24 protein-coding genes are annotated in these 26151 nt (G+C 50.2%); 19 read left to right on the forward strand and 5 right to left on the reverse strand.

Translation table 11 applies throughout. The features are described 5' to 3' along the window. Positions 1–28 precede the first annotated feature (28 nt). The 6 genes from H8K26_RS05100 to H8K26_RS05125 are packed head-to-tail and all read left to right on the forward strand — an operon-like array spanning position 29 to position 5227. The gene (locus H8K26_RS05100) at positions 29–1075 is read left to right on the forward strand and encodes a GGDEF domain-containing protein (protein ID WP_186897270.1); all 1047 of its coding nucleotides are present in this window, start codon (positions 29–31) and stop codon (positions 1073–1075) included. 3 nt (positions 1076–1078) lie between these two features. Continuing rightward, entirely contained in the window at positions 1079–2671 is a 1593-nt protein-coding gene (guaA, locus tag H8K26_RS05105; RefSeq protein WP_190477849.1) for a glutamine-hydrolyzing GMP synthase, read from the forward strand. Between the two features lie 3 nt (positions 2672–2674). Beyond that, complete coding sequence (gene queE / locus H8K26_RS05110; RefSeq protein WP_190477850.1) at positions 2675–3310, forward strand: 7-carboxy-7-deazaguanine synthase; 636 nt, start codon at positions 2675–2677, stop codon at positions 3308–3310. A gap of 7 nt (positions 3311–3317) precedes the next feature. Further along, positions 3318–3761: a 6-carboxytetrahydropterin synthase QueD gene (gene queD, locus H8K26_RS05115; RefSeq protein ID WP_186885486.1), complete on the forward strand. Its 444-nt coding sequence runs from the start codon at positions 3318–3320 to the stop codon at positions 3759–3761. Between the two features lie 23 nt (positions 3762–3784). Next, on the forward strand, positions 3785–4300 hold the full coding sequence (gene tadA / locus H8K26_RS05120) for a tRNA adenosine(34) deaminase TadA (protein ID WP_190478780.1): 516 nt from the start codon (positions 3785–3787) through the stop codon (positions 4298–4300). 9 nt (positions 4301–4309) lie between these two features. Then, the gene (locus H8K26_RS05125) at positions 4310–5227 is read left to right on the forward strand and encodes an LD-carboxypeptidase (RefSeq protein ID WP_190477852.1); all 918 of its coding nucleotides are present in this window, start codon (positions 4310–4312) and stop codon (positions 5225–5227) included. A gap of 116 nt (positions 5228–5343) precedes the next feature. Here the strand turns inward: H8K26_RS05125 and H8K26_RS05130 are convergent, their stop codons facing one another. Continuing rightward, entirely contained in the window at positions 5344–7008 is a 1665-nt protein-coding gene (locus H8K26_RS05130; RefSeq protein WP_190477855.1) for an MFS transporter, read from the reverse strand. Positions 7009–7449: 441 nt separating this feature from the next. Between H8K26_RS05130 and H8K26_RS05135 the strand changes: the two genes are divergently transcribed. The 11 genes from H8K26_RS05135 (at position 7450) to H8K26_RS05185 (ending at position 19547) form a co-directional block, all read left to right on the forward strand. Then, a complete protein-coding gene (locus H8K26_RS05135; protein ID WP_190477857.1) occupies positions 7450–8628 on the forward strand; it encodes an acetyl-CoA C-acyltransferase in 1179 nt (392 codons plus the stop codon). Positions 8629–8758: 130 nt separating this feature from the next. After that, positions 8759–10576 (forward strand): acyl-CoA dehydrogenase, encoded by a 1818-nt coding sequence (locus H8K26_RS05140; protein ID WP_190477859.1) that lies wholly within the window; start codon positions 8759–8761, stop codon positions 10574–10576. Between the two features lie 164 nt (positions 10577–10740). Beyond that, positions 10741–11532: an SDR family oxidoreductase gene (locus tag H8K26_RS05145; RefSeq protein ID WP_190477861.1), complete on the forward strand. Its 792-nt coding sequence runs from the start codon at positions 10741–10743 to the stop codon at positions 11530–11532. A gap of 2 nt (positions 11533–11534) precedes the next feature. Next, positions 11535–11999: a PaaI family thioesterase gene (locus tag H8K26_RS05150; protein WP_190477862.1), complete on the forward strand. Its 465-nt coding sequence runs from the start codon at positions 11535–11537 to the stop codon at positions 11997–11999. 152 nt (positions 12000–12151) lie between these two features. Further along, on the forward strand, positions 12152–13456 hold the full coding sequence (locus H8K26_RS05155; RefSeq protein ID WP_190477864.1) for a serine hydrolase domain-containing protein: 1305 nt from the start codon (positions 12152–12154) through the stop codon (positions 13454–13456). A gap of 9 nt (positions 13457–13465) precedes the next feature. After that, positions 13466–14467 carry an NADP-dependent oxidoreductase gene (locus H8K26_RS05160; RefSeq protein ID WP_190477866.1) on the forward strand — a complete coding sequence of 334 codons (1002 nt, stop codon included), beginning with the start codon at positions 13466–13468 and terminating at the stop codon, positions 14465–14467. A 94-nt stretch (positions 14468–14561) separates the two neighbouring features. Next, on the forward strand, positions 14562–15461 hold the full coding sequence (locus H8K26_RS05165) for an SDR family oxidoreductase (protein WP_190477868.1): 900 nt from the start codon (positions 14562–14564) through the stop codon (positions 15459–15461). A gap of 101 nt (positions 15462–15562) precedes the next feature. Further along, positions 15563–16459 carry an alpha/beta fold hydrolase gene (locus tag H8K26_RS05170; protein WP_190477870.1) on the forward strand — a complete coding sequence of 299 codons (897 nt, stop codon included), beginning with the start codon at positions 15563–15565 and terminating at the stop codon, positions 16457–16459. 71 nt (positions 16460–16530) lie between these two features. Continuing rightward, positions 16531–16965 carry an acyl-CoA thioesterase gene (locus H8K26_RS05175; protein ID WP_186897281.1) on the forward strand — a complete coding sequence of 145 codons (435 nt, stop codon included), beginning with the start codon at positions 16531–16533 and terminating at the stop codon, positions 16963–16965. Between the two features lie 6 nt (positions 16966–16971). Further along, positions 16972–17400, forward strand: a complete 429-nt coding sequence (locus H8K26_RS05180; protein ID WP_317889246.1) for a GNAT family N-acetyltransferase — start codon at positions 16972–16974, stop codon at positions 17398–17400. A gap of 401 nt (positions 17401–17801) precedes the next feature. Beyond that, positions 17802–19547, forward strand: coding sequence for a methyl-accepting chemotaxis protein (locus tag H8K26_RS05185; protein ID WP_190477871.1), 1746 nt, complete (start codon positions 17802–17804; stop codon positions 19545–19547). A gap of 82 nt (positions 19548–19629) precedes the next feature. Here H8K26_RS05185 and H8K26_RS05190 read toward each other — a convergent pair whose 3' ends face one another. The 3 genes from H8K26_RS05190 to H8K26_RS05200 are packed head-to-tail and all read right to left on the reverse strand — an operon-like array spanning position 19630 to position 22377. Next, entirely contained in the window at positions 19630–20247 is a 618-nt protein-coding gene (locus H8K26_RS05190; RefSeq protein ID WP_190477873.1) for a LysE family translocator, read from the reverse strand. 8 nt (positions 20248–20255) lie between these two features. After that, entirely contained in the window at positions 20256–21065 is an 810-nt protein-coding gene (locus H8K26_RS05195; protein WP_190477875.1) for an alpha/beta fold hydrolase, read from the reverse strand. A 1-nt stretch (position 21066) separates the two neighbouring features. After that, on the reverse strand, positions 21067–22377 hold the full coding sequence (locus tag H8K26_RS05200; protein ID WP_190477876.1) for an O-acetylhomoserine aminocarboxypropyltransferase: 1311 nt from the start codon (positions 22375–22377) through the stop codon (positions 21067–21069). Positions 22378–22530: 153 nt separating this feature from the next. On the opposite strand from H8K26_RS05200, the gene H8K26_RS05205 reads away from it, so the two are divergent. Both H8K26_RS05205 and H8K26_RS05210 read left to right on the forward strand, forming a co-directional pair. After that, positions 22531–22980 carry a CBS domain-containing protein gene (locus tag H8K26_RS05205; protein ID WP_186885470.1) on the forward strand — a complete coding sequence of 150 codons (450 nt, stop codon included), beginning with the start codon at positions 22531–22533 and terminating at the stop codon, positions 22978–22980. Positions 22981–23067: 87 nt separating this feature from the next. Next, positions 23068–24060, forward strand: a complete 993-nt coding sequence (locus tag H8K26_RS05210) for an NAD(P)/FAD-dependent oxidoreductase (protein WP_190477878.1) — start codon at positions 23068–23070, stop codon at positions 24058–24060. Positions 24061–24239: 179 nt separating this feature from the next. Here the strand turns inward: H8K26_RS05210 and H8K26_RS05215 are convergent, their stop codons facing one another. Then, positions 24240–26045 (reverse strand): ABC transporter ATP-binding protein, encoded by a 1806-nt coding sequence (locus H8K26_RS05215; protein ID WP_223826860.1) that lies wholly within the window; start codon positions 26043–26045, stop codon positions 24240–24242. Positions 26046–26151 lie beyond the last annotated feature (106 nt).

A 26151-nucleotide genomic window follows, 5' to 3' on the forward strand; every position in this document is an offset into this window, starting at 1 on the left:
TATCTGAACGATACGCCTGGGGTGTTGCATGTCTTTGAATTCGACAGATTTTGGTTTGACAACGCTTCAGGTTAATTCTGGTTTCAGTAAAATATTAGCTGAAAAATTTGAAGCAAAAATTGCCCGCTTTGAACGTGTGGGCATGGGGCTGTTTGATGTTGCCAATTGTTTTGTGACATTTGGTCGCGTTGTTGGTCGCTCCGGTCTTACTGAGCGTTCCATCACTGAAATGGAAGCTGCGTTTTCTGACGAATTCCCATTGAGTGACGAAGTGTTGGTTCTGTCTGACCTTAATGTTCATGGCGAATTCGGGCAGCACCGCTTTGTTGCTGGCCCACCAATGATCCGGTTTTTTGCTTCGTTTCCTGTTTACGGTCAGGATGGCAAACTGGTGGCGTGTTTGCGTTTGCTGGATTATCAGCCACACATTTTTGATGATGAGCAGCGCTTGTTGTTGGCTGATCTCGCGATTATGGTCGAGCGGGAATTGGCGTTGAGCGCCGTTTGCCAGAATCAACTTGAATTGATGAAGCAGAACCGGCGCTTAAAGCGGGATACCTTGGTTGATCCCTTGCTCGGCACCTGGAACAAGCCTGCGATCATACGTTCTTTGCGTCTGGAAATGGAACGCTGTGCCAATTCGGGCAAACCAATGTCCTTGTTGTTTTTACTGCCGGATCAGATTGCTGAATTACGGGCAAAACACGGCATGGTTCTGACTGATCAGATCTTGGTGCGAATGGTGAGCCGTATTCGTTCTTGTATTCGTCCATTTGATGCTTTAGGGCGGTTTGACAACGATCAGTTTCTGATTGTGTTGCCTGGTGCATCGCGTTTGGTCGTGATGGCAGTTGCAGAAAGAATCAGACTGTCAGTCATGATGCATTCCGAATGGATAGAAAACGCGGAAGTTTCATTGACGGTTTGCGTTGGATTGGCATCGACTGATGTGTACCCTGATGCAGATCCGGAAATATTAATCAGCTTAGCTGAAAAAGCCCTGCTCTCGGCAAAGAGAGCAGGAAACAATACTGTTGTACAGGCTACGCCCGGGCAACCTGACATGATGATTTGATTTATGCACTCAAAAATTCTTATTCTCGACTTTGGCTCTCAAGTCACTCAATTGATCGCTCGCCGTGTCCGCGATGCCGGTGTTTTTTCTGAAGTTCATCCTTACGATGTCAGCGATGAATTTATCCGCAATTACGGCGCTGCAGGCATCATCCTGTCAGGTGGCCCTAGCAGTGTAACCGAAGGTGATACACCACGCGCACCGATGGCTGTATTCGACGCCGGTGTACCGGTGCTGGGTATCTGCTACGGTATGCAAACCATGGCAGAGCAACTTGGCGGTAAAGTAGAAAATGGTCTGGTACGTGAATTTGGTTACGCTGAAGTCCGTGCCCGCAGCCATACAGCATTGTTAAACGGTATCAATGATTTCGTGACACCTGAAGGCCACGGCATGCTGAAGGTCTGGATGAGTCACGGCGATAAAGTCAATGAAATGCCACCGGGTTTCAAGCTGATGGCATCAACGGATAACTGCCCGATTGCAGCAATGGCGGACGAAGATCGCCGTTTCTATGCCGTCCAGTTCCATCCGGAAGTCACGCACACTGTGCAAGGTGAGGCAATTATTGGCCGTTTTGTACATGAAATCTGTGGCTGCAAATCTGACTGGAATATGCCGGATTACATCGCCGAAGCCGTCGCCGCAATCCGCGCTCAGGTTGGTACCGATGAAGTGATCCTCGGCTTGTCCGGTGGCGTTGACAGCAGTGTTGCTGCCGCGCTGATTCATCGCGCGATCGGTGATCAGCTGACTTGCGTGTTTGTTGATCACGGCTTGCTGCGTCTTGATGAAGGCAAGATGGTGATGGACATGTTCGCCAAAAACCTCGGTGTCAAAGTAATTCACGTTGATGCGACTGCGCAGTTCATGGGCCACCTGACCGGTGTTACCGATCCTGAGGCGAAACGTAAAATTATTGGCCGTGAATTCGTTGAGGTGTTCCAGGCAGAATCAGCCAAACTGAGCAATGCCAAATGGCTGGCGCAAGGCACGATTTATCCTGACGTGATCGAGAGTGCTGGCAAGGGAAAAAAAGGTTCGCATACCATCAAGAGCCATCACAACGTTGGTGGTTTGCCGGATACGCTGAATCTGAAACTGCTGGAGCCACTGCGCGAACTGTTCAAAGACGAAGTGCGTAAGCTCGGTGTTGCGCTGGGTCTGCCGCATGGCATGGTATATCGTCATCCGTTCCCTGGACCTGGTCTCGGTGTGCGCATTCTTGGCGAAGTCAAAAAAGAATTTGCCGATCTGCTGCGTAAAGCCGATGCTATTTTTATCGAGGAATTACGCACGAACTTCGTTGATCCAAACGCTGAAAAACCAGTCAACTGGTATGACGCGACTAGTCAGGCATTCGCGGTTTTCCTGCCAGTGAAATCGGTAGGCGTGATGGGCGATGGTCGCACTTACGATTACGTTGTCGCATTGCGTGCGGTTCAGACGCAGGATTTCATGACCGCCCACTGGGCACATCTGCCGCACGAGTTATTGGGCAAGGTTTCCAACCGGATTATCAATGAAGTGCGTGGCATCAATCGTGTTGTCTACGATATTTCCGGCAAACCGCCAGCAACAATTGAGTGGGAATAAGACGTGACCTATAGCGTCAAAGAAATTTTTTACACTTTGCAGGGCGAAGGCAATCATGCCGGTCGTCCTGCAGTGTTTTGCCGTTTTTCCGGTTGCAATTTATGGACGGGCAGGGAAGAAGATCGCGCATCAGCGGTCTGTCAGTTTTGTGATACGGATTTCGTCGGCACTGACGGTGTTGGTGGCGGTAAATTTAAATCTGCACAAGATCTGGCTGCAGCGATTAATGCCTTGTGGCCAACTTCGTATACAGCCAGCAAATATGTGGTGTTCACTGGTGGCGAACCGTTACTGCAACTCGATGCAGGCCTGATTGCGGCGATGCATGCTGTTGGCTTTGAAATTGCGATTGAAACCAATGGCACCTTGTCTGTACCTGAAGGCGTTGACTGGATTTGCGTGAGTCCCAAAATGGGCTCGGAGCTTGTAGTTCGCAAGGGCAATGAAATTAAGGTCGTGATTCCGCAAATCGGGCAAAACATGGCGACATACGGTAATCTTGATTTTGAACATTACTTCGTGCAAGCGATGGATGGGCCATTAAGAGACGATAATCTGCGCCGCGCAATTGATTTCTGCAAACAGCATCCGCAATGGAAGCTGAGCTTACAGACACATAAACTTCTACAAATTCCTTAAGCTTTACATGTTAACGATTACCCGAAAAATGGAATTCGATGCAGGCCATCGTATTCCCGATCACAGCAGCCAGTGTCGTAATTTGCACGGTCACCGCTATACTTTACAAATCACGCTGACTGGCGATGTGGTGCAACAGGACGGCGAGTCCGATAACGGCATGATTATGGATTTTGGCGATATCAAGGCGCTGGCGAATCAGCATCTGGTGGGTCTGTGGGATCATTCCTTTATCGTTTATGAAAACGATCATGTGATTAAGAATTTTCTTGCGCAGCTTCCCGATCATAAAACGGTCGTGATTGATCGCGTTCCTACCGTTGAAAACCTCGCGAAGATCGCTTTTGATATTCTCAAAGATGTCTACCATGACCGCTTTGGTCGTAGTCTGAAACTGACCAAAGTGACTCTGTACGAAACGCCTAATTGCTGGGCAGAGATAGACGGCTGATCGTGACTGATGCGTTGACGACCATGCAAGCTGAGTCGGATATTGCATTTATGCGTCTGGCTTACGAGCAGGCAAAGCTTGCATGGGCTGCCGGGGAAGTGCCGGTCGGCGCTGTGGTGGTAAAAGAGGGCGTGGTGATCGCAACGGGCTACAACCGTCCGATTGTGGATCATGATCCTACCGCGCATGCCGAAATCATGGCCTTGCGCGCTGCCGCAGATGTACTCGGCAATTACCGTTTGCCCGGATGCGAGCTATACGTCACTTTGGAGCCTTGCGTGATGTGTGCCGGCGCGATGATGCATGCGAGATTGTCCCGTGTGATTTTCGCTGCACGGGATCCGAAAACCGGGGTCGCCGGATCGTTATTGAATCTCTTTGATCAGACGCAGTTGAACCATCATACCCAAGTGACGCCAGGCGTGCTCGCTGACGAATGTGCGGCACTGTTAAAAGATTTTTTTGCCAGCCGTCGCCAGGCGGCAGCGGCACAGAAATTACAAGCGAGGGCGAGCGTATCGTCCTCTGTCCCTGAATAGCCGATCACCATGCAATTCACACTTCCTACATTAAAAGCACCGGTTGGCATTGCTGTCGTCGCACCAAGTGGTGGGCCACTCGATGATGCTGCGGTTGTCCGCGGTCTCGACACTCTGCAGCGGCAAGGTTTTGTCGTGCAGAGTTATTATCAGCCAGAACAACGATTTCAGCGTTTCGGTGGTAGTGATGAGCAACGTGTCGCGCAGTTACACGCAGCAGCAAGTAACCCTGATGTCAGTATCGTGATGGCGTTGCGCGGCAGCTATGGTTTTTCACGGCTGTTGCCGCATCTGGACCTCGATTTGTTGGCGAATAGCGGCAAGGTGTTTGTCGGTTACAGCGATTTCACCTTAATGCATCAGGCTATGCTGGCGCGCGGAAGACTCAGTATTGCCGGGCCTATGCTGTACGGCGATTTCACCAGTGACAAACTGTCGGAATACACCTTATCGCAATTCATTCAGTGCATTTCTCATCAGCGTCATCAGGTCGGGTTTTCTTGTGCGGAGTCGTCTGCAATTGAAGTGCAGGGGCGTTTGTGGGGTGGCAATCTGGCGATGCTGACCCATATCATAGGAACGCCATACTGGACAGAGATTGAAGATGGAATATTGTTTCTGGAAGATATAGGTGAACATCCGTACCGCGTAGAGCGCATGCTGTTGCAAATGCATTTTGCAGGTATTCTTGAAAAGCAAAAAGCGATCGTATTAGGTGATTTTTCTGGCTATCAGCTGGCCGCGCATGATCGTGGCTACGATTTTTCTGAGATGCTCAACTACGTGCGCAGTGTCGTCGATGTGCCGGTGATTACAGGCTTACCTTTCGGGCATATTCCTGATCGCGCAAGTCTGGTTGTCGGCAGTGCGGCCACATTAAAAGTTGCTGATCAACAGGCACAACTCATGATGGATTATCAGTTGTAATTTTTTTCAGTGCTACTGGAATAAGCCGTGACAGAATAAAAAAGCCGCCCAAATTATTGGGCGGCTTTCTCTTTTTACCGGTAGGTTATCGCGCAATTACTTGCCCGTTTTGAGACTTAATCGTCAGCGTAAATATCGTTATCTTTGGTTTCCTTGATGAACAAGGCGCCAATCACAAACGTCATCAATGCAATTACGATCGGGTACCAGAGGCCGTAGTAAATATCGCCTTTGAATGCCACCAGTGCAAACGCAGTTGTCGGCAGCAAACCACCAAACCAGCCGTTACCGATATGGTAAGGCAAGGACATGGATGTGTAGCGTATGCGTGTTGGGAACATTTCTACCAGCATCGCTGCGATAGGGCCGTACACCATCGTGACATAGATCACCAGAATGACCAGTAACACCAAGACCATCGGCTTATCGATCTGTTTAGGATCAGCTTTGGCAGGGTAGCCGGCAGCTTTGATTGCATCAGCCAGTTCTTTGGAGAATGCTTTATCTTTTGCTGCAGCTTCTTCTTTTGGCAAGCTTGTTGCGTTGAAAGAAGTAATGACTTTGTCACCGACTTTAACGGATGCAACTGTGCCAGCGGGCGCTATTTCATTGGAGTAGTTCACAGATGCTGCTGCCAGTTTCGCTTTCACGATATCGCAGGAAGAAGTGAATTTCTTCGTGCCTGTCGGGTTGAACTGGAATTGGCAATCAGCAGGATCAGCAGTCACAACCACTGGCGCATTTTTCAATGCAGATTCCAATGCTGGATTTGCGTAGTGTGTCAGCGCATTGAAAATCGGGAAGTAAGTTACTGCAGCAATCAGGCAACCAGCCAGAATGATAGGCTTACGACCAATTTTATCGGACAGTGAACCGAACACGATAAAGAACGGTGTACCGATAACCAGAGATGCGGCGATCAGCAGATTCGCTGTCGCTCCATCGACCTTCAATGTTTGTTGCAGGAAGAACAGAGCGTAGAACTGACCTGTGTACCAAACCACTGCCTGACCAGCTGTCAGACCAACCAGCGCCAGAATAACGATTTTCAGGTTTTTCCATTGGCCGAAAGATTCAGTCAATGGTGCTTTCGAAGTTTTGCCTTCAGCCTTCATTTTCGCGAACGCTGGCGACTCGTTCATGGACAAGCGAATCCAGACGGAAATCGCCAGCAGGAACACAGACACCAGGAACGGAACGCGCCAGCCCCATGAAGCGAATTCTTCTTCGCCGATTGCCTGACGAGTACCAAGAATCACCATCAATGACAGGAACAAGCCCAGTGTTGCTGTGGTTTGTATCCATGCAGTGTAAGCACCGCGCTTGTCATGCGGAGCATGTTCCGCAACGTAAGTTGCCGCACCGCCGTATTCGCCACCGAGTGCCAGACCTTGCAGAATACGCAAAGAGACCAGAATGATCGGCGAGACAATTCCCCAGCTTGCGTAGCCTGGTAGCAGGCCGACGCAGAAGGTGGAACCACCCATGATCAGAATCGTGACCAGGAAAGTGTATTTACGGCCTATCATGTCGCCGAGGCGACCGAATACCAACGCGCCGAAAGGGCGGACGATAAAGCCGGCGGCGAATGCCAGCAAGGCAAAAATGAACGCAGTGTTAGGATCGGTGCCAGCAAAGAATTGCTTAGCGATGATGGCTGCCAGTGAGCCATACAGATAAAAGTCATACCATTCAAAAACGGTCCCCAGAGAAGATGCAAAAATTACTTTGCGCTCTTCCGCTGTCATTCCGCTTGACGTTGCAATAGGTGCTGTCGCCATGCTTGTCTCCTGATTTATGTTTTATATATATAAAGTATGTTGGCAAAGCCTGTCATAGGTGGAAATAGAACTTCTGACATTTTTTGCACAACTTGAGTGTGCAAGCTGAAACTTACGGCATGCTTTCTTCAAACTTACAGAAACTTACAAGAGTGAAAATTTTTTCGCTGATTTTTTGCCGGGAAAATAGGAATAAAATAAGCTGAAAATTTTGCGAACGGTCGTACTAAATTATGCTATTCTGCTTCGCAAGCAATCTATTCCGCTTCCGTTTTTATCTGCATTGCTGCGTCTTAATGTGGCTGTACGCAGAGAGGAATGTAGTAACGGGACAGTATTTGCAGGTGCATTACCTGCTCAGGTTGTGCAGATCCGTTTTTCAGTAGTCAGTTTTTAGTAGCACCAAGAATTACTTAAAATTCAACTCACAGGAGACACCTCATGAATGATGCAGTTATTGTTTCTACCGCCCGCACTGGTTTAGCTAAGTCCTGGAAAGGGGCTTTTAATATGACGCATGGCGCCACTCTCGGTGGGCATGTGTTAGCCGCAGCGATATCCCGCGCTGGTATCGATTCAGCAGAAGTGGAAGATGTCATCATGGGGTGTGCGACACCTGAAGGTGCGACTGGCAGCAATATCGCCCGTCAGATCGCATTGCGTGGCGGTTGCCCGGTCACGACCAGCGGCATGACTGTGAATCGTTTTTGCTCGTCCGGTTTACAAACAATCGCGATGGCAGCGCAGCGCATTATTGCCGGTGAAGGTGATATTTATGCTGCTGGCGGTGTTGAGTCTATTTCCTGCGTACAAAATGAAGCGAACACGCACATGCTGGTGGAACCCTGGTTGAAGCAGCACAAGCCAGAAGTTTACTGGCCGATGTTGCAGACTGCAGAAACAGTCGCCAAGCGTTACAACATTTCCCGCGAACGTCAGGATGAATACGGCGTGCAAAGCCAGTTACGTGCAGCAGCAGCGCAAGCGGCCGGCCTGTTCAACGCTGAAATCGTGCCGATGACGACCACCATGGGTGTCGCCGATAAAACAACCGGCATGCTCGTCACACGTGAAGTTACGATCGCGGCGGATGAAGGCATTCGCGCAGACACGACACTGGAAGCAGTATCAAAAATCCGTTCTGCTGTTCCAGGTGGTGTGATTTCTGCCGGTAATGCAAGCCAGTTTTCCGATGGCGCTTCGGTTGCTATCGTCATGAACAGTAAAGTCGCTGAAGCCAAAGGCTTGCAACCGCTGGGTATTTTCCGTGGTTTCGCTGTCGCTGGTTGCGAACCGGATGAAATGGGTATCGGCCCTGTGTTTGCGATTCCTAAACTGTTGAAAAAAGCCGGACTTAAAGTAGAAGACATCGGCTTGTGGGAATTGAATGAAGCATTCGCGGTACAAGTTTTGTATTGCGCCGACAAGCTCGGTATTCCTATGGACAGATTGAATGTCAACGGTGGGGCGATTGCGGTCGGCCATCCTTACGGTGTGTCCGGCGCGCGTCTGACGGGTCATGCATTGATCGAAGGCAAACGCCGTGGTGTGAAGTATGTCGTGGTGACGATGTGTATCGGCGGCGGACAAGGCGCAGCCGGTTTATTTGAAGTCGTCTGATAAAGTCTGGTCTTGGGCGTTCATGTGAGCCGGTGTCGTTGAAGCTGTCTCGCATGAACTGCCTTATGGTCTTACTAAATGTCTGATTCAAGGTCTGATCACCATTTTCCGAAACTTCACCGGAACTGCCATGTCATCCAAAATTCTCTCCCGCCGCGATCTCGATTTTCTGTTGTACGAATGGCTGAATGTCGAATCCCTCAATCAACGCCCGCGTTTTGCCGAGCACAGTCGCGAAACCTTCAACGCAGCGCTCGATACCTGCGAACAAATCGCCACCGATTTATTTGCCACCCACAACAAGAAAAGCGACCAGAACGAGCCGCATTTCGATGGCGAAAAAGTGCACATGATTCCCGAAGTCAAAACTGCGCTGAACGCGTTTCGCGACGCGGGCTTACTGGCCGCCGGTCAGGACTTTGATTTCGGCGGTATGCAACTGCCTTGTGTGGTTGAAAAAGCCGGTTTTGCGTATTTCAAGGGTGCCAATGTTGGTACCGCCTCCTATCCGTTTTTAACGATAGGCAACGCGAACACCTTGCTGAAATGCGGCACGCCGGAACAAATCGAGTCGTATGTCAAACCTATGCTGGAAGGGCGTTTCTTCGGCACCATGTGTCTGTCTGAACCGCAGGCCGGTTCCAGCTTATCCGATATTGTTACCCGTGCCGAGCCGCAGGCCGATGGCAGTTTCAGACTGACCGGTAACAAGATGTGGATCTCTGCCGGTGAACACGAACTGTCAGAAAATATTATTCATCTTGTGCTGGCAAAAGTGCCGGATGAAAATGGAAAACTGATTCCCGGTGTCAAAGGTATTTCTTTATTTATCGTTCCTAAGTTCGTGCTGGACGAGCAGGGCAATCCGGGCGAGCGGAATGATGTGGTGCTGGCTGGCCTGAATCACAAAATGGGCTATCGTGGCACCACGAATTGCCTGCTGAATTTTGGTGAAGGCAAGTACAAGCCGCAGGGCAAAGCCGGTGCTATCGGTTTCCTGGTTGGTACTTTGCATCGCGGGCTTGCGAATATGTTCCACATGATGAACGAAGCCCGTATCGGTGTCGGTCTTGGTGCGGTCATGCTGGGCTATACCGGTTATCTGCACGCACTCGATTACGCCCGTAATCGTCCGCAGGGACGCGCGCCACTGAACAAAGATCCGGCAGCACCGCAGTTGCCCATCATTCAGCATACGGATGTGAAACGCATGTTGCTGGCGCAAAAATCGTATGTCGAAGGCGGTCTGGCGTTGACCTTGTATTGCGCGCGGCTGGTCGATGAAGAGCGCACAGGCACCACGCCGGAAGCGCGGCAAAACGCCAGTCTGTTGCTGGAAATCCTGACGCCTATCGCTAAATCCTGGCCTTCGCAATGGTGTCTGGAAGCGAATAATCTCGCGATACAAGTGCATGGCGGCTACGGCTACACCCGTGAATACAACGTCGAACAGTTTTATCGCGACAACCGTCTGAATCCGATTCATGAGGGAACGCACGGCATTCAGGGGCTGGATTTACTTGGCCGCAAAGTCGTGATGCAGGATGGCGCTGCGCTCGAAGCACTGGGCACGGCGATACATAAAACCCTGTTAAAAGCCGCAACGCATCCTGAACTGGCAGCCTACGACAAAGCGCTGGCGCGGGTGCTGCAGCGTCTTGCGCAGGTGACGCAGCAATTGCACGCTTGTGGCGACACCAATAAGACACTGGCAAACGCATCTGCCTATCTGGAAGCTTTCGGTCACACCGTGCTGGCGTGGATATGGCTGGAGCAGGCGTTGCTGAGTCTGCATAAAGAGGATGCGCATGACGCGGACTTTTATGCCGGTAAGCTGCAGGCGTGTAAATATTTCTTCCAGTGGGAATTACCGAAGGTACATCCGCAACTGGATTTACTCGCCAGCATCGATACAACGACCTACGACATGCAAGATAACTGGTTTTAATACTCCCGGGAGTATATTTTAAAGCCCAATGAATATAAGGAGATAAAGGGGATTTTGAAGGATACTCCCCCTTTATCCTCTTTTTATCTTATTTTTTTGAACAAATTCCGGCATAAATTCGACATAAATTTCGGCATAAATTTTGACATAAACGGAGACGACCGATGAGCACAGCACGTACAGTTCAGCAATTATTCAATCTGAGTGGTAAAACCGCTCTGATCACAGGCGGTTCCCGTGGTCTGGGTTTGCAAATGGCGGAAGCGCTGGGTGAGCAGGGCGCCAGCATCGTTTTATCTTCGCGCAAGCAATCCGATCTGGATGAAGCCGTTGCGCATTTGCAAAGCCGTGGTATTCAGGCCAGCGCCATCGCTGCAGATTTATCCAAAGAAGAAGCGGTGACGCCGCTGGTGGACGAAGCCTTAAAGCGTCTTGGGCATATCGATATTCTGATCAATAACGCTGGCGCCACCTGGGGTGCTCCGGCGGAAGATTATCCGGTCGATGCCTGGGATAAAGTCATGAATCTGAATATCCGCAGCATCTTTTTACTGTCGCAAGCGGTCGGTAAACGTTCCATGATACCGCGCAAATCCGGGCGGATTATCAACGTCGCTTCGATTGCCGGTCTGGCAGGGAATGCACCGGGAACGATGCAGACGATTGCGTATAACACCTCGAAAGCCGCCGTGATCAACTTCACCCGCACGCTGGCCGGTGAATGGGGCGCGCATGGCATCACCGTGAATGCGATTGCACCGGGATTTTTCCCATCCAAAATGACCAAGGGTTTGCTCGAACATCTGGGCGAAGAAAAAATCGCCAAAGAAGCGCCTTTGCAACGCATCGGTGATGACGAGGATCTGAAAGGGGTTGCCCTGTTGTTTGCTTCGGATGCCGGCAAACATATCACCGGACAGACGCTGGCGGTCGATGGCGGTGTGTCGGCGGTGTAAGCATGAACGGCGAAACTCCAACAGCGCAAGCATTACAGCAGCCGAGCCAGACCTTAAATCCTTTCCTGCATGATCTGGGGGTCGAATTTCTGGAAATGGAAGATGGTCACGCCAGGCTTTCGCTCGATCTGACGGAACGCCACATGAACAGCTGGCAGATCACTCACGGCGGCGTCATCATGACGATGCTGGATGTGGTGATGGCCATGGCTGGGCGTTCGCTGCATGAAGATCTGAAAGGCGTCGTCACGGTAGAAATGAAAACCAGTTTTCTGCAGCCGGGCGGTGTCGCCGGCGGTCGTATCGAGGCACGTGGTAAAGCTTTTTATCAATCGACGACGATGTGCTTTTGCGAGGGCGAAGTCTGGAATGGCGACAGGCTCGTTGCGAAGGCGATGGGAACTTTTAAATATCTGCGCCGCCTGAAGTCGGGTGAGAACATGAAAAAGTTATACGGCAGTGACTAGAAAGGTTTGAGCTGACGAATGTGGTAAGGAGTGACAGGACGAAGAAGCCTGAGCCGCGTGAACGTACTGACTCTCAGCAAAAACAAAAGTAAAAACAAAAGTAAAAAGTAAAAGCAGTGCTTGCAAGTCCAACTAAAAAAACAGGAGACAACATGCAGCAGACTTTCACCACCACAGCGCTGGCAACGATACTTGGCGGACTCTGTATCAGCAGTGCCATCGCCCAGAGCAGCTTGCCCGACCCCGCTGCCACCGACCCGCAAAAGCTGGGCTGGATGCAGGGTTTTCCACCCGCGCCTGACAAGCTCGTTCAGTTTGCGAATGGCAGCAGCTATCAGTTCCCGCGCACCCGCTGGTCGTTCTCACATTCCCGTGAGCTGGGGCCCACCGCGAATGTCTGGCATGGTGCCGGGCATGCTGCAGTGTTGCCGCAGGCATTGCAGTCACTCGATGATCTGCGTTTCAAGGACGGTAAAAATACCGAAATCCGCTGGGCGGATATGCTCGCGAATACCTACACCGACAGTGTGCTGGCCATGCATAAAGGGAAGGTGATCTACGAAAAATATTTCGGTATCAGCAAACCTTATTTGCCGCATATTGCGATGTCTGTCACCAAATCTTTTGTTGGCACTTTAGCGGCCATGCTGGCAGCCGAAGGAAAAATTAATCCGGCTGATCCGGTGACGAAATATATCCCTGAGCTCAAGGACAGCGCGTATGCCGATGCAACGGTACGTCAGGTCATGGATATGACAATCGGTGTGCAGTATTCCGAAAATTACGCTGATCCGAAAGCTGAGATATGGGATTACGCGCGCGCCGGTGGTTTGCTGCCGACAGCACCCGGTTACAGCGGGCCTAAGAATTTTTACGATTTCCTGACTAAACTGAAAAAAGAGGGCGAACACGATCAGGCTTTCGCCTATAAGACTGTGAACGCAGAAGTGCTGGCATGGATAGTACGGCGCGCGTCCGGCCAGTCTTTGTCTGATCTGATGTCGGAACGTCTGTGGCAGAAACTGGGTACCGAAAACGATGCCTATTTTGCGGTCGATAGTCTGGGCACGGAGCAGGGCGGCGGCGGTCTGAATCTGACCCTGCGCGATATGGCGCGTTTCGGTGAAATGATGCGTAACGGCGGTCAGTTTAACGGTCAGCAGATTATCCCGCAGGAAGTGGTGGCAGATATTCGCAAAGGCGGTGATCCGGCAAAGTTTGCTCAGGCAGGCTACAAAACGCTGCCCGGCTATTCGTATCGCAATATGTGGTGGGTAGGACATAACGCCCATCAGACCTTTGAAGCACGCGGCATTCATGGTCAGCGTATTTATATTGATCCGGTGGCTGAAATGGTCATCGTCAAATTTTCATCCCATCCAGTCGCTGCGAATGGCGCGAGTGATCCTGTCACTTACCGTGCGTTTCAGGCGCTGGCTAATCATTTAATGAAGTGAGATTAATTTATGTCTTCTACTTATCAACGTATCGTTTTAGCTTCCCGTCCACAGGGTAACGTCAAGGCAGACAATTTCCGTCTTGAGACCTTGCCTCTACCAGAAATCAAGGATGGCGAAGTCTTAATCCGCAATCATTTCTTATCGCTCGATCCGTATATGCGTGGTCGTATGGAAGAAGCGAAAAGCTACGCTGCACCACAGCCTTTAAATGAAACCATGATAGGCGGCACGGTAGGCGAAATCATCGCCAGCAACAATCCGCGCTTCGCTGTTGGCGACAAAGTGCTGGGCATGTTGGGCTGGACTGAGGTGGCGGTATCCGACGGCGCATTGTTACGCAAACTCGATGCGGCGTCGCCGATTCCTTTATCGGCTTATCTTGGTGCTGTCGGTATGCCGGGCCTGACCGCGTGGTATGGCCTGACGCAAATCATGCAGCCGAAAGCCGGTGAAACTGTTGTCGTTTCAGCTGCCAGTGGCGCGGTTGGCAGTGTGGTCGGGCAGTTGGCGAAACAAATGAGTTGCCGCGTGGTTGGCATTGCCGGTGGTGCCGAAAAATGTGCTTACGTTGTGAATGAGCTGGGGTTTGATGCTTGCGTGGATTATAAGGCCGGCAATCTGGACGCCGATCTGGCTGCTGCAACGCCGGATGGCATTGATGCCGTTTTTGAAAACGTGGGCGGCGAAGTATTTGATGCGAGTCTGGCGCGCATGAATCCGTTTGGCCGTATTGCGATGTGCGGCATGATTTCTGGCTACAACGGCGAGCCGATTGCTATTAAAAATGCGCGTGTATTTCTGACGATGCGACTGACGATGCGCGGTTTCATTGTGTCGGAACACATGGATTTATGGCCGCAAGGTCTGAAAGAATTAGGGACGCTGGTGGCGACCGGAAAACTGAAATTCCGCGAGTCTATCGCTGAAGGTATTGCGCAAGCGCCGGACGCATTTATCGGCCTTCTGAAAGGACAGAATTTTGGTAAGCAGCTCGTTAAGCTGAACTGAAAAATAAACTCAAAAATAAACTCAAAAATAAATTCAACAACTGTGTGATCAGGGAGTGATATCCCATTTTCATTCGTAAAAATCAGGAGACAAAATGAAAGTATTTAAAGACAGAGTGGCCGTCATTACAGGTGCAGCCAGCGGTTTTGGTCATGAATTTGCATTGATCGGTGCCCGTCTGGGCATGAAGCTGGTGCTGGCGGATGTGCAGCAAGATGCATTGGATAAGACTAAGGCTGAACTGGAACAGCTTGGTGCGCAAGTGATTGCGTTGCGTTGCGATGTCCGTCATGCCGAACAGGTGCAGGCGCTGGCGGATGCCGCGATGGAAAAATTCGGTGCAGTTCACCTGGTCTTTAATAATGCCGGTGTTGGTTCCGGTGGTCTGGTCTGGGAAAATACCCAGGCTGACTGGGAATGGGTATTGGGCGTGAATTTGTGGGGCGTGATCCATGGCGTTCGCATCTTTACCAATCTGATGCTGGAGTGTGCAAAAAAAGATCCGGAATACCAAGGTCATATCGTGAATACCGCATCAATGGCCGGGATGCTGAACGCGCCGACGATGGCTGTCTACAACGTTTCCAAACATGCAGTTGTCTCGTTGACTGAATCTCTGTATCAGGATCTGAAGCTGGTTGCAGCACCGATCGGCGCTTCAGTGTTGTGCCCTTATTTTGTACCGACCGGCATTTCACAATCGCACAGAAATCGTCCGGAAGATGTGCCTGGCGCAGCGCCAACGGCCAGTCAGCGTGCCGCGCAGGCGATGTCGGATAAAGCGGTCAGTTCCGGCAAAGTGACTGCGCAAGAAGTCGCGGAAAATACGTTTAAAGCGATCAGCGATGAACAGTTTTACGTGTTCTCGCATCCGGGTGCCTTGAGTAATGTACAGGAACGCATGGAAGATATCGTCTTGCAACGTAATCCGGGTGACCCATACAAGGCGGCACCGCATATCCGCGATATGCTCAGAGAAAAACTGAAGGTATAAATCAATAAAAAAATGAGTCAGGAAAAGTCGCTGTGAGCACGAAGAGCGCAGACTCAGGTGCTGACCGCGACGCTCTTATTTACCGATGATCCGGAGACACGATGACCGCAACGATAAAGGGAAATCAATTTGCCACTTTAGATAATGGTACCCGCCTGCATTACGCCAGCGCTGGCGAGCAGGGGCAGCCGCTGATCTTATTTGTCCATGGCTTTCCTGAATTCTGGTATGAATGGGCTGCGCAGTTACCCGAATTTGGTCGTGATTATTTTGCAGTCGCACCAGATTTGCGAGGATTTAATTTATCCGATATGCCTGCCGATCTGAGTGCCTACAAAGCAAAACATATTGTCGATGATTTGCGTTTACTGATTCAGCATCTGGGCTATCAGAAAGCCATTGTTGTCGCGCATGACTGGGGCGGTGCTGTCAGTTGGAATATGGCCATCGCTTTACCTGCGATGATAGAAAAACTGATTATCATTAATTCTCCGCATCCTTATCTGTTTATGCAGGCACTGGCGAACGATCCTGCACAAAAGTCCGCCAGCGAATACATGAACTGGCTGCGCGCAACCGATTCTGAAACCGCGCTGGCAAAAGATGATTTCGCCTTGATGGATGGATTTTTTAACGGTATGGGCCAGTCGCAGGCGACGTGGTTTGACCAGGCAATCCGCGGTCGGTATCACGATTGCTGGCGCAAGGGATTGTCAGGCGGAGTAAATTATTATCGTGCCTCGCCGCTGCACCCACCCACCGCTGAAAATCAGGGGCCTTTGCAATTACATCTGAATCCGGATGATTTTAAAGTGAATGTGCCAACCCGCATCATTTGGGGCGAGAACGATAAAGCCTTGCCGAAAACTCTTTTGAATGGCATCGAAGATTTCGTTGCCGATGTTCGTGTTGAACGCATCGCTGAAGGTTCGCATTGGATTATTCATGAGCAGCCTGAACGCATCAATCAACTGATACGGCAGTTTCTTGCAGAATGAGTGTGTACATCCGCGACATCAGCGGATGCACAACAACGATACACCGTAGTGATTTTTAACAGAGATTTATCATGGCAAGATCCGATTTCGCTTTTTTTCATGCCTTACGAGTGCGCTGGTCGGAAGTCGATATGCAGGGGATTGTTTTTAATGGGCATTACCTGACTTATTTCGATGTCGCCTTCACCGAATACTGGCGCGCCACAGGTTTGCCCAGCGCAATCATGCAGGCCAAAGAAGGCAAAGAATTGTTTGCCCGCAAGGCCGGCATAGAATATCTGGCATCTGCCAGGTTTGATGATGTGCTGGATATAGGCGTGCGCTGTCAGACGATAGGTCGCTCGTCCATACAGTTTTTGATTGAAATTTTTCGGGGTGAAGAACATCTGATATCGGGTGAATTAACTTATGTGTACGCCGATACCACACTGCGCAAGGGAGTTGCATTTCCGGCAGATTGGCGTGCGATAATCACCAGCTTTGAAAAATTGAAACCAGTAGAGTGACTTGTTATGATGACTCCCGCACGCATTGTTTTAGGTGATTGGACTACCTTGCAAAAAGACGCACAGGCCGTGCGTTATTCTGTTTTTGTGATTGAGCAGCATATTCCTGTTGAGTTGGAATGGGATGTGATGGATGCCCAGTGTCTGCATGCTGTTGCTTACGATGAAGAGAATCAGGCGATAGGCACAGGCCGTTTGCTGCCTGACGGTCATATTGGTCGTATGGCTGTATTGGAGTCCGCCCGCAATTCCGGTGTCGGTGCGCAGATACTGCGTATCCTGATGGAGCAGGCAAAACTGCGCGGAGATACCGGCGTGCGACTGAATGCACAACAGACAGCTGAAAATTTCTATGTGAAAGAAGGATTTTCACGCGATGGCGAGATCTTTATGGAAGCCGGTATTCCGCACGTATCTATGTCTCACCCTTTGTGAACCGAAGAGATAGCGAATTGAGGATTGAAAAATTCCTTGTCTGATCTGATAGAAAACACCTCTTTGTAGCAGTCCCTGGCTGCATCCTTAAAAGCGCATTGTTTATACGGTGCGCTTTTTTATTTGTATGACGTTCACTTTGCAAATCTGATGCAGGACGGAGACATCATCCTGGCAAAAATATTTTCGTGCGACGTATTTTCATATTTAAATTGACAAATATTAATATGTTATTAAATATGGTATTAGATTTACAAGTATTAATAAATTACATTAATGTATATAGAAAGCAGATGACAGCAGACTACAGCAGACGATTAAAAAACGATTCAGATAGTGAGCTACACCGTACCAGACATTGAGTATTTCAGTATTCATTTCATTACCGGGAGACACAAATCATGAGAATTGAAGACACCAAGGTATCAAGTCGCTTAACCGCCGGATTTGGTCTGGTATTGAGTTGTTTGTTAATCGTGCTCGTGTTGGGGATCAGCTATCTGCATCAGATGAATAAGCGGATGGAACAAATCGTTCACTTTAACGATGAGGAAATACGGTTGGCGCAGAGTATGTATCTGACGGTTACTGAGAGAGCATTGGCGTTGCGGAATTTGTTATTGCTGACTGAACAAAAAGAGATACAGATAGAAGTTGATCGTATTACTGCCCAGAATAAAAAATACCATGAGGCCGAGGATAAATTAGAGCAACTCATGAAGCGGGATAGCGAGACGAATGACGCACAACTTAGTTCATTAAATAAAATCCGCGAACAGGCAAAATTATCTGAGCCTTTCATCGCTAAAAGTCTGCAATTAATTCAGCAAGGTAATAAAGATGATTCTTATAAGCTTCTGCGCTATGAATATCGTCCGGTACAAAAGAAATGGTGGGAACTGATCAATGATTTTGTCGTAGATCAGGAAAAGGAGAATAAAGAAGCAGTCATTAAAGCAGAAGCAGATTATCGTGACGCACGAAAAATGCTGATCATATTGGGACTGTTGGCGATCCTGGTTGGTGTGCTCGCTTCGTGGCTGATTATCCGTAGCCTGCTGAGGCAATTAGGTGGCGAGCCACGTTATGCGGTAAAAATTGCAGAAAAAATTGCCGCAGGGGATCTGAGTGTCGATATCCAACTGGCCGCAGGCGATGAGCATAGTCTTATGCACGCAATGCGCGTCATGCGTGATGGTCTGGCTGATATTGTCGGTATGGTGCGCGCCGGTACTGAAACGATAGCGTCAGCTTCAAAGCAGATCGCGTCAGGAAATCTGGATTTGTCTTCCCGTTCAGAACAACAGGCCAGCTCGCTGGAAGAAACCGCCTCTTCAATGGAAGAGCTGACGTCAACCGTGAAGCAGAACACCGATAGTGCGCGTCAGGCAAATCAACTTGCGGTGTCCGCTTCAGATGTTGCGGTTAAAGGCGGTACCGTTGTTGCCGAGGTCGTTCAGACGATGGGCTCGATCAACGAATCATCTCGTAAGATTGTCGACATCATCGGGGTGATTGATAGTATTGCTTTTCAGACCAACATCCTTGCACTGAACGCTGCGGTTGAGGCGGCTCGCGCAGGTGAGCAGGGGCGTGGTTTTGCCGTGGTTGCTACGGAGGTGAGAAGTCTTGCTCAGCGTTCTGCTGAAGCTGCCAGAGAGATTAAAAAGTTGATTGATGATTCGGTCAGTAAGGTGGAAATTGGTGCGAAATTGGTTGATCAGGCGGGATCGACCATGGTCGAAATTGTCAATAGTATTCAGCGCGTGACCAGCATAATGAGTGAAATCATGATGGCGACGCAAGAGCAAACCGCAGGCATCGAACAAATCAATGAGGCAATCGTTCAGATGGATGATGTGACGCAGCAAAATGCTGCATTGGTGGAGCAAGCTGCAGCTTCAGCGTCGGCGTTGCAGAATGAGGCGGATCATCTCAGCCAGCTTGTCAGTACATTTCAGCTCGCTAATATGACAGCGATCCCGCTTGCGGGCACTGAACCCGTCACAAAGCGTGTAACAACGACTTTGCCTGGTAAAAAAGCTGCTGTGGTGAGGGCGCAGACCTCAAGTATTAAAAGACTCAGGCAGGTGAATGATACTGCTCCTGAGAAAAAAGCGGCATCAGATGCCTGGGAAGAGTTTTGATGGTCGGGAGTCAGTTGAGAATCAGTTGATTATGAATTGAAATAGATGTCTGAAAAAAGGGAGAGGGTATTCTCCCTTTTTTTCAGACGGCGGCAACCAGCGTAGCAGCACACAATATCAGTACGCCTGCGATACGCTCTGTCATTACTGCATATTTTTCTTGTGTCGCCCAATGGCTGGCTTTGCTTGCCAACACACCGTATCCCAGCAAAATAAAAAATTCAGGAATAATGGAGCAGATGGCCAGAATCAGCATTTGCAAACCGACGGCTTCATGCTGATCGATAAACTGCGGCAGGATGGCTACAAAAGTCAGCAAGATCTTGGGATTGGTCAATTGCAGGCTAAGAGCGCTGAAAAAGATGCGGCTTCCTTTTTTTGGCGGCCCATCCAGTCTGGAGATGCTGATGGGTGAGGGTTTTCCCAGTATTGCTGATAAGCCCAGATAGACCAGATAGGCAGCACCAAGATACTTGATTCCCATGAACAACATCGGCGATGTCAGCAGCAAGCTGCCGATACCAGTTGCCGAGAGCGCAAAGTAAATCGCATTGGCAGTCAAAATCCCCAACGTGACAAACAAAGATGTTTTCCAGCCCCGCGCAATGCCAACCGCAACCACCATCATGACTGCCGGGCCGGGAGAGAGTGACATTGCCGCTTCTGTCGCGGTGAACAAGGCCCAGCTTTCAAGATTCATCGCCACACTCAGCTACCTCGCACGAAATCGAATAAGGTATCTAGCACGGCATCGGCCTGTTCTGCCATCAGGTCGTGTCCGCAATTGTCTATAACGGAAGTTTTGCTTTGAGAAATCAGACTACGCAAGCCTGCAATTGCTTTTGGTGGGGTCATCTGATCTTTTTTGCCGAGCAGGAATAAGGTCGGACACCTGACTGATTGCGCAGCGATTTCGCCGTTGCTGTAGGTGTTACAGGCGAAAAAATCCGTATAAAAAACCAGCTCTGGGTTGATGGCAGAAATGCGTTGCATCAGCCTCTTGCTGCCGCCAAGGACGGAAAATCCAGGTCCAGGGCAGGAAGGTTTATGCGCAATGCTGCTGTGTGACCAGATGTTCACCATATCTATCGCAGCCTGCTCGTCGTCGCGTGCCGCATTCAAAAGCAGGTCTGATACCTTCATCGGGTAGGCTGTACCTATCATTGCGAGATGACTGACTCTGTCAGGCGCCCGATAACTGGCTTCCAGAGCAATCAGCGAGCCCATACTGTGTCCTGTCAGAGCGGCGCGCTCAATACCGGCAGCATCAAGCAAAGCAATCAGCCAGGTCGCCATCTGCTCTACGTTATTCAGCGCCTGGCCTTTGCTGCGGCCATGTCCCGGTAAATCAACAGCGAGGACGTTATAACCATGATGGGCGAAATAGCGGGACTGTAAGGCCCAGACGGAATGATCATTCTGTGCGCCGTGTATGAACACGATGCTTGGCAGCGCAGGATTGAAGGTTTTACCTCCGGTGTAGCAATAAGCGTCTTTTCCTTGAATTTGAAACAGCATCTCAGGCTCCTTTCTGAGCAGCTTTCAAGCCGCGTGTCAGGTCTTCAATCAGGTCTTCGACGTTTTCCAGACCCACAGATAAGCGCAGTGTTCCTTCCGTAATGCCGGAGGCCTGCAATTGCTCTGCCGGGACGCGGAAATGGGTGGTGGATGCCGGGTGTATCACCAGCGATTTCGCATCGCCGACGTTCGCCAGATGTGAAAACACATGCAGCGATTCAACGAAACGCTGGCCGGCAGCGCGATCACCTTTCAGATTGAACGAGAAAACCGCTCCACAACCTTTGGGAAGCAGGGTTTTTGCCAGTTCGTAGTCAGGATGTGTTTCTAATTCCGGATAAGAAACCGCAGCAACAGCAGGATGTTTTACCAGAAAATCAACGATTTTGCGGGTATTGGCAACATGTCTGTCCATGCGCAAGCCCAGTGTTTCTACGCCTTGCAGGATAGCGAATGCATTATGTGGGCTCATGCAGGCACCGAAGTCGCGCAATCCTTCGCGTCGTGCCCGTAAGGAAAATGCGCCGACAGTCGACTCTTCGGCAAACACCATGCCGTGAAAGCCGTCATAGGGTTCGCAAAGCTCGGCAAAACGTCCGGTTCTGTCATACGCTTTCTGCCAGTCGAATGTGCCGCCATCGACCAGTAAGCCACCAATCGCAGTGCCATGCCCGCACAAAAATTTAGTTGCGGAGTGAAAAACCAGATCAGCACCGTAATCAAACGGACGTAATAAATACGGCGTGGTAAACGTTGAATCCAGCATCAGCGGTAAATCGTGTGCGTGGGCAATTTCTGCGATCAAAGGTATGTTCAGAACATCCAGTCCGGGATTGCCGAGAGTTTCAGCAAACAAGGTTTTAGTATTTGGACGTATCGCCGCCCGCCAAGCGTCCGGGTCACGCGGATCAACGAAGGTGGTTTCTATGCCAAAGCGTTTTAAGGTATAGGCGAGAAGGTTTTGTGAGCCGCCATACAAAGCACGGGAAGCAACGATATGTGATCCGGCACCGGCGATGGTCGTTAAACCCAGATGCAATGCGGCTTGTCCGCTGGCGACGGCTATTCCGGCAACTCCGCCTTCAAGTGCCGCAATCCGCTCTTCCAGTACTGCATTGGTCGGATTTGAAATACGCGAATACACGTGACCGGCGCGCTCCATATTGAATAGCGATGCGGCGTGATCCGAATCTTTAAACGCAAATGAGGACGTCAGATAAATGGGGGTCGCACGTGCGCCTGTTGTTGGGTCGGGCGTCGCACCGGCATGTAAAGAAAGTGTGTCGAATCCGGGATAATGGGGGGCACTCATAAACTCTGGTCTCCGTATTGTGATCAGCCAATGCTACCATTAAGACTGCAAAATGAAATTCCGTTTTCATGTTGAACTTGCTGGATTTTTTGCATGGCTTGCGATACATTGAAAACAGTTTTAAAAAAACAGAATACACAGGAGGGGAGCCCCATGAAAGTTTCGGAAATTCTTCAGGTCAAAGGCAACATCCTTTTCACTATCACACCTGATACGCCGATTGCAGATGCGATCAGTGTCATGGAAGAAAAAGACATCGGTTCTCTGGTCGTAATGGAATATGGTGATCTGGTTGGCATACTGACCTTCCGCGAAGTGATTCGCGCGATTCATACGAATAAGGGTTCGCTGGGCAGCGGTACCGTCCGTAAATATATGGACGATCATCCTATGACGGTCACACCGGAAACCGAAGTTAACGAAGTACGTCGCATGATGCTGGAAAAACATTCACGCTATCTGCCTGTCATGGATGCAAAAACGCTGATGGGCGTGATTTCGTTTTACGACGTGGCGCGTGCAGTGCTCGAAGCGCAGAGTTTTGAAAATAAAATGCTGAAAGCGTATATCCGCGATTGGCCTGTTGCCGAAAATGAAGAATAGGTAACCGCCTGATGCCGGTTTGATTCGAAATAACGCCCGCAAATAATCAGATGCGGGCGTTTTTTATTGTCTGGAAAAGGGGAAATTATGCATATCGCCATCGTAGGTGCCGGATTATCCGGACTCACCGCAGCTCGCCAATTGCAATCGCAGGGACATCATGTCACCGTGTACGAAAAAAGCCTGGGTGTCAGCGGGCGCATGAGTACACGACAAACTGAGGTTGGCGGTTTTGATCACGGCGCCCAGTATTTCACTGCGACGTCTGACCGCTTTAAAAAAGAAGTCACCGATTGGAAAAAGCTGGGCTGGGTTGCCGCCTGGGATGCGCGTCTGGCAACACTGGATGCCGGACATGCTAAGCCTGCGGGGCGCAGTTCGACGCGCTATGTTGCCGTGCCTGGTATGAATGCACTTGGTAAGCAACTGGCACATGGTCTGGATGTCCGCAAAGAACAACAAGTACTCGGATTGGAGCAGCATGACAAACATTGGCTACTCAAAATTCAGTCAAATACGGTTGCGATTCCAGCGACGGCGGGCCCGTTTGATGCGGTCGTACTGGCAATCCCGGCCGATCAGGCGGTGCCTTTACTTGCTGTTGCGCCTAAATTCGCTAAACAAGCGGCACAGGCAAAGCTCGCGCCTTGTTGGACGATGATGCTGGGATTTCAGAATTCTCTGGAACTGCCATACGATGGTGCATGGGTCAATCAGTCGCGTCTTGGCTGGATAGCCAGAGATACCTCCAAGCCAGAACACCGCGTAGGCGAACGCTGGGTTGCGCATGCGACACCGGCATGGAGTCTTGAACATCTGGAGGAAGATCCCGAGCGCGCTAAGGAAAAATTATTAAAAGCCTTCCATGAAGCTACCGGATCGTGGGTGCAGCCTATTTATGCGGTCGTACACCGCTGGCGTTTTGCGCAGGCAGAGCATCCATTGGCGCAGGATTGCTTATGGGATGCCAAACTGGGAATCGGTGTCTGTGGCGATTGGTTTGCGACCGGACTGGAAGGCAATGGCAGAGTAGAGCATGCTTTCCTCAGTGCGCTCGCGCTGGCAAAAACAATTTCCTGATGTGTTGTGAATGCTGACAACCCCTATTGCAAGGGGTGTCAGTATCGATATCTAATCTGCTCCAACGTGACTGCAACGATTATCGTTGCAGATAAAAAAGTCGGCTGCCCCCAAATGTTGGGTGCATTCCTCATGCCGAAAAAATTAAATTTAAGCAGACAGCATTACGTGGCTGATCATTACGTGGCTAATTGTGTTTGACCTTGTGCGCGTTCGCCTGTTTGCAGACGCCACAGTGCTGCATAGCCAGCATTTAATTTCAGTAAATCGTCATGGGTGCCACTTTCGACAATTCGGCCCGCTTCCAGCAAATAGATGCAATCGGCCTGTCTCACCGTTGAAAGTCTGTGTGCGATGACGATGGTGGTGCGGTCACGACTGACGACATCGAGACTGCGCTGTATTGCGGCTTCGGTTTCATTGTCAACTGCGCTGGTCGCTTCATCGAGAATCAAGACCGGTGGATTTTTTAAGATTGCCCTTGCCAGTGCCAGCCGTTGGCGCTGGCCGCCGGAAAGTTTCTGCCCGCGCTCGCCGATACGGGTGGCAAAACCCAGAGGTAGCTTGCTGATAAATTCAGTCGCTTCCGCCGCCTGAGCGGCAGCGGCAATCGCTGTTTCTGTCACGTTGTCTGAGCCGTAGGCAATGTTGTCAGCGATGGTGCCATCGGTTAAAAAACTATCTTGTGCAACGTAGCCGATCAGACGACGTAAGTCCTGCAGGTTCACGCTATCGGTCGCAACGCCATCAATATAAATTTTTCCGCTTTGCGGTGTGTAGAACCGCAATAACAGTTTGACTAGCGTTGACTTTCCTGACCCCGTTGAACCTACGAAGGCGATAGTTTTGCCAGCCGGAATTTCGAGGTTGATATTGTGTAAGGTTTGTTGCTCGCCATAGGCAAACCCAACTGCGTCAAAACGGATATGTCCCTTCACATCGGCTGCACGCAAGTGTTGTCCTTCGTAGGTGATATTGATTTTCGTATCGAGCAAATTCATGGCGCGGTCAATGGCTGACATCGAGCGTTGATACATATCCGCGACCTCTGCCAGGCTGGTCATCGGCCATAACAGGCGTTGCGTCAGATAGACCAGTACTGAATATGCGCCGACTGCCAGCTCATCATGCAGGGTCAGCCAGCCGCCGTACACCAGCGTCGCGGTGAAGCCTGCCAGAATCGCCATCCTGATAACCGGGGTAATGGCAGCGCTGACCGCAATTGCACGTGCATTGGCTTGGCGATAAGTATTGCTGGCTTCGGCAATGTGATTTTTTTCAAAATCTTCGGTTGCAAACGCTTTGATCGTGGCTAGCCCGAGCAGATTATTGTTCAGGCGGGCGCTGACATCGCCAGCTGCTTCGCGGACTTCTGCGTAACGCGGGGCCAGCCGTTTCTGGAACCAGAATGCGCCAAACAGAATTGCCGGTACTGGCAGCAGGGAAATGATCGCTAGCGAAGGTTGCAGCACAAAGAAGACAGCGCTGACCATCACGGACGAGCAGATCACCTGAATGATCTGGTTCGCGCCACCGTTCAGAAAACGTTCCATCTGATTGATGTCTTCGTTCAGCACCGACATCAGATTGCCGGTACGCTGATTTTCAAAATACGCCATCTCCAGTTTTTGTACGTGGTCGTATGTGTCTAACCTTAAATCATGTTGCAGATTCTGCGCCAGCTTGCGCCATTTCAGCGACAGTAAATATTCAAACCAGGATTCACCCATCCATATAAACGCATTGACCACACCGAGAAACACCAATTGATGCCAGGTTTCCGTAATGCCGAAGCCGCCCAGCACACGTTTAGCAAGGAAGCTTTTTTCGCCATTGACGACGATATCGACTGCCACGCCGATCAGCACTTCCGGCAGCACATCAAAAAATTTGTTCAAAATCGAATACAGTGTCGCCAGCCGCAAATCAGTTTTATAAGCACCGGCATAGTGTAGTAATTTCTTAAGCGGATGTATGGCTGGCATGGTATGTGGCTCAATCTGAGTAATTCACGTAAATGAAAGAAACAAAAAAGGGACTGCTTGATACAGTCCCTTTTCGTTACTTACGGTGTGTTTCGCTATCGTACCT

Source organism: Cognatundibacterium aquatile (assembly GCF_014699135.1).
Classification (GTDB): Bacteria; Pseudomonadota; Gammaproteobacteria; order Burkholderiales; family Burkholderiaceae_D; genus Undibacterium; species Undibacterium aquatile.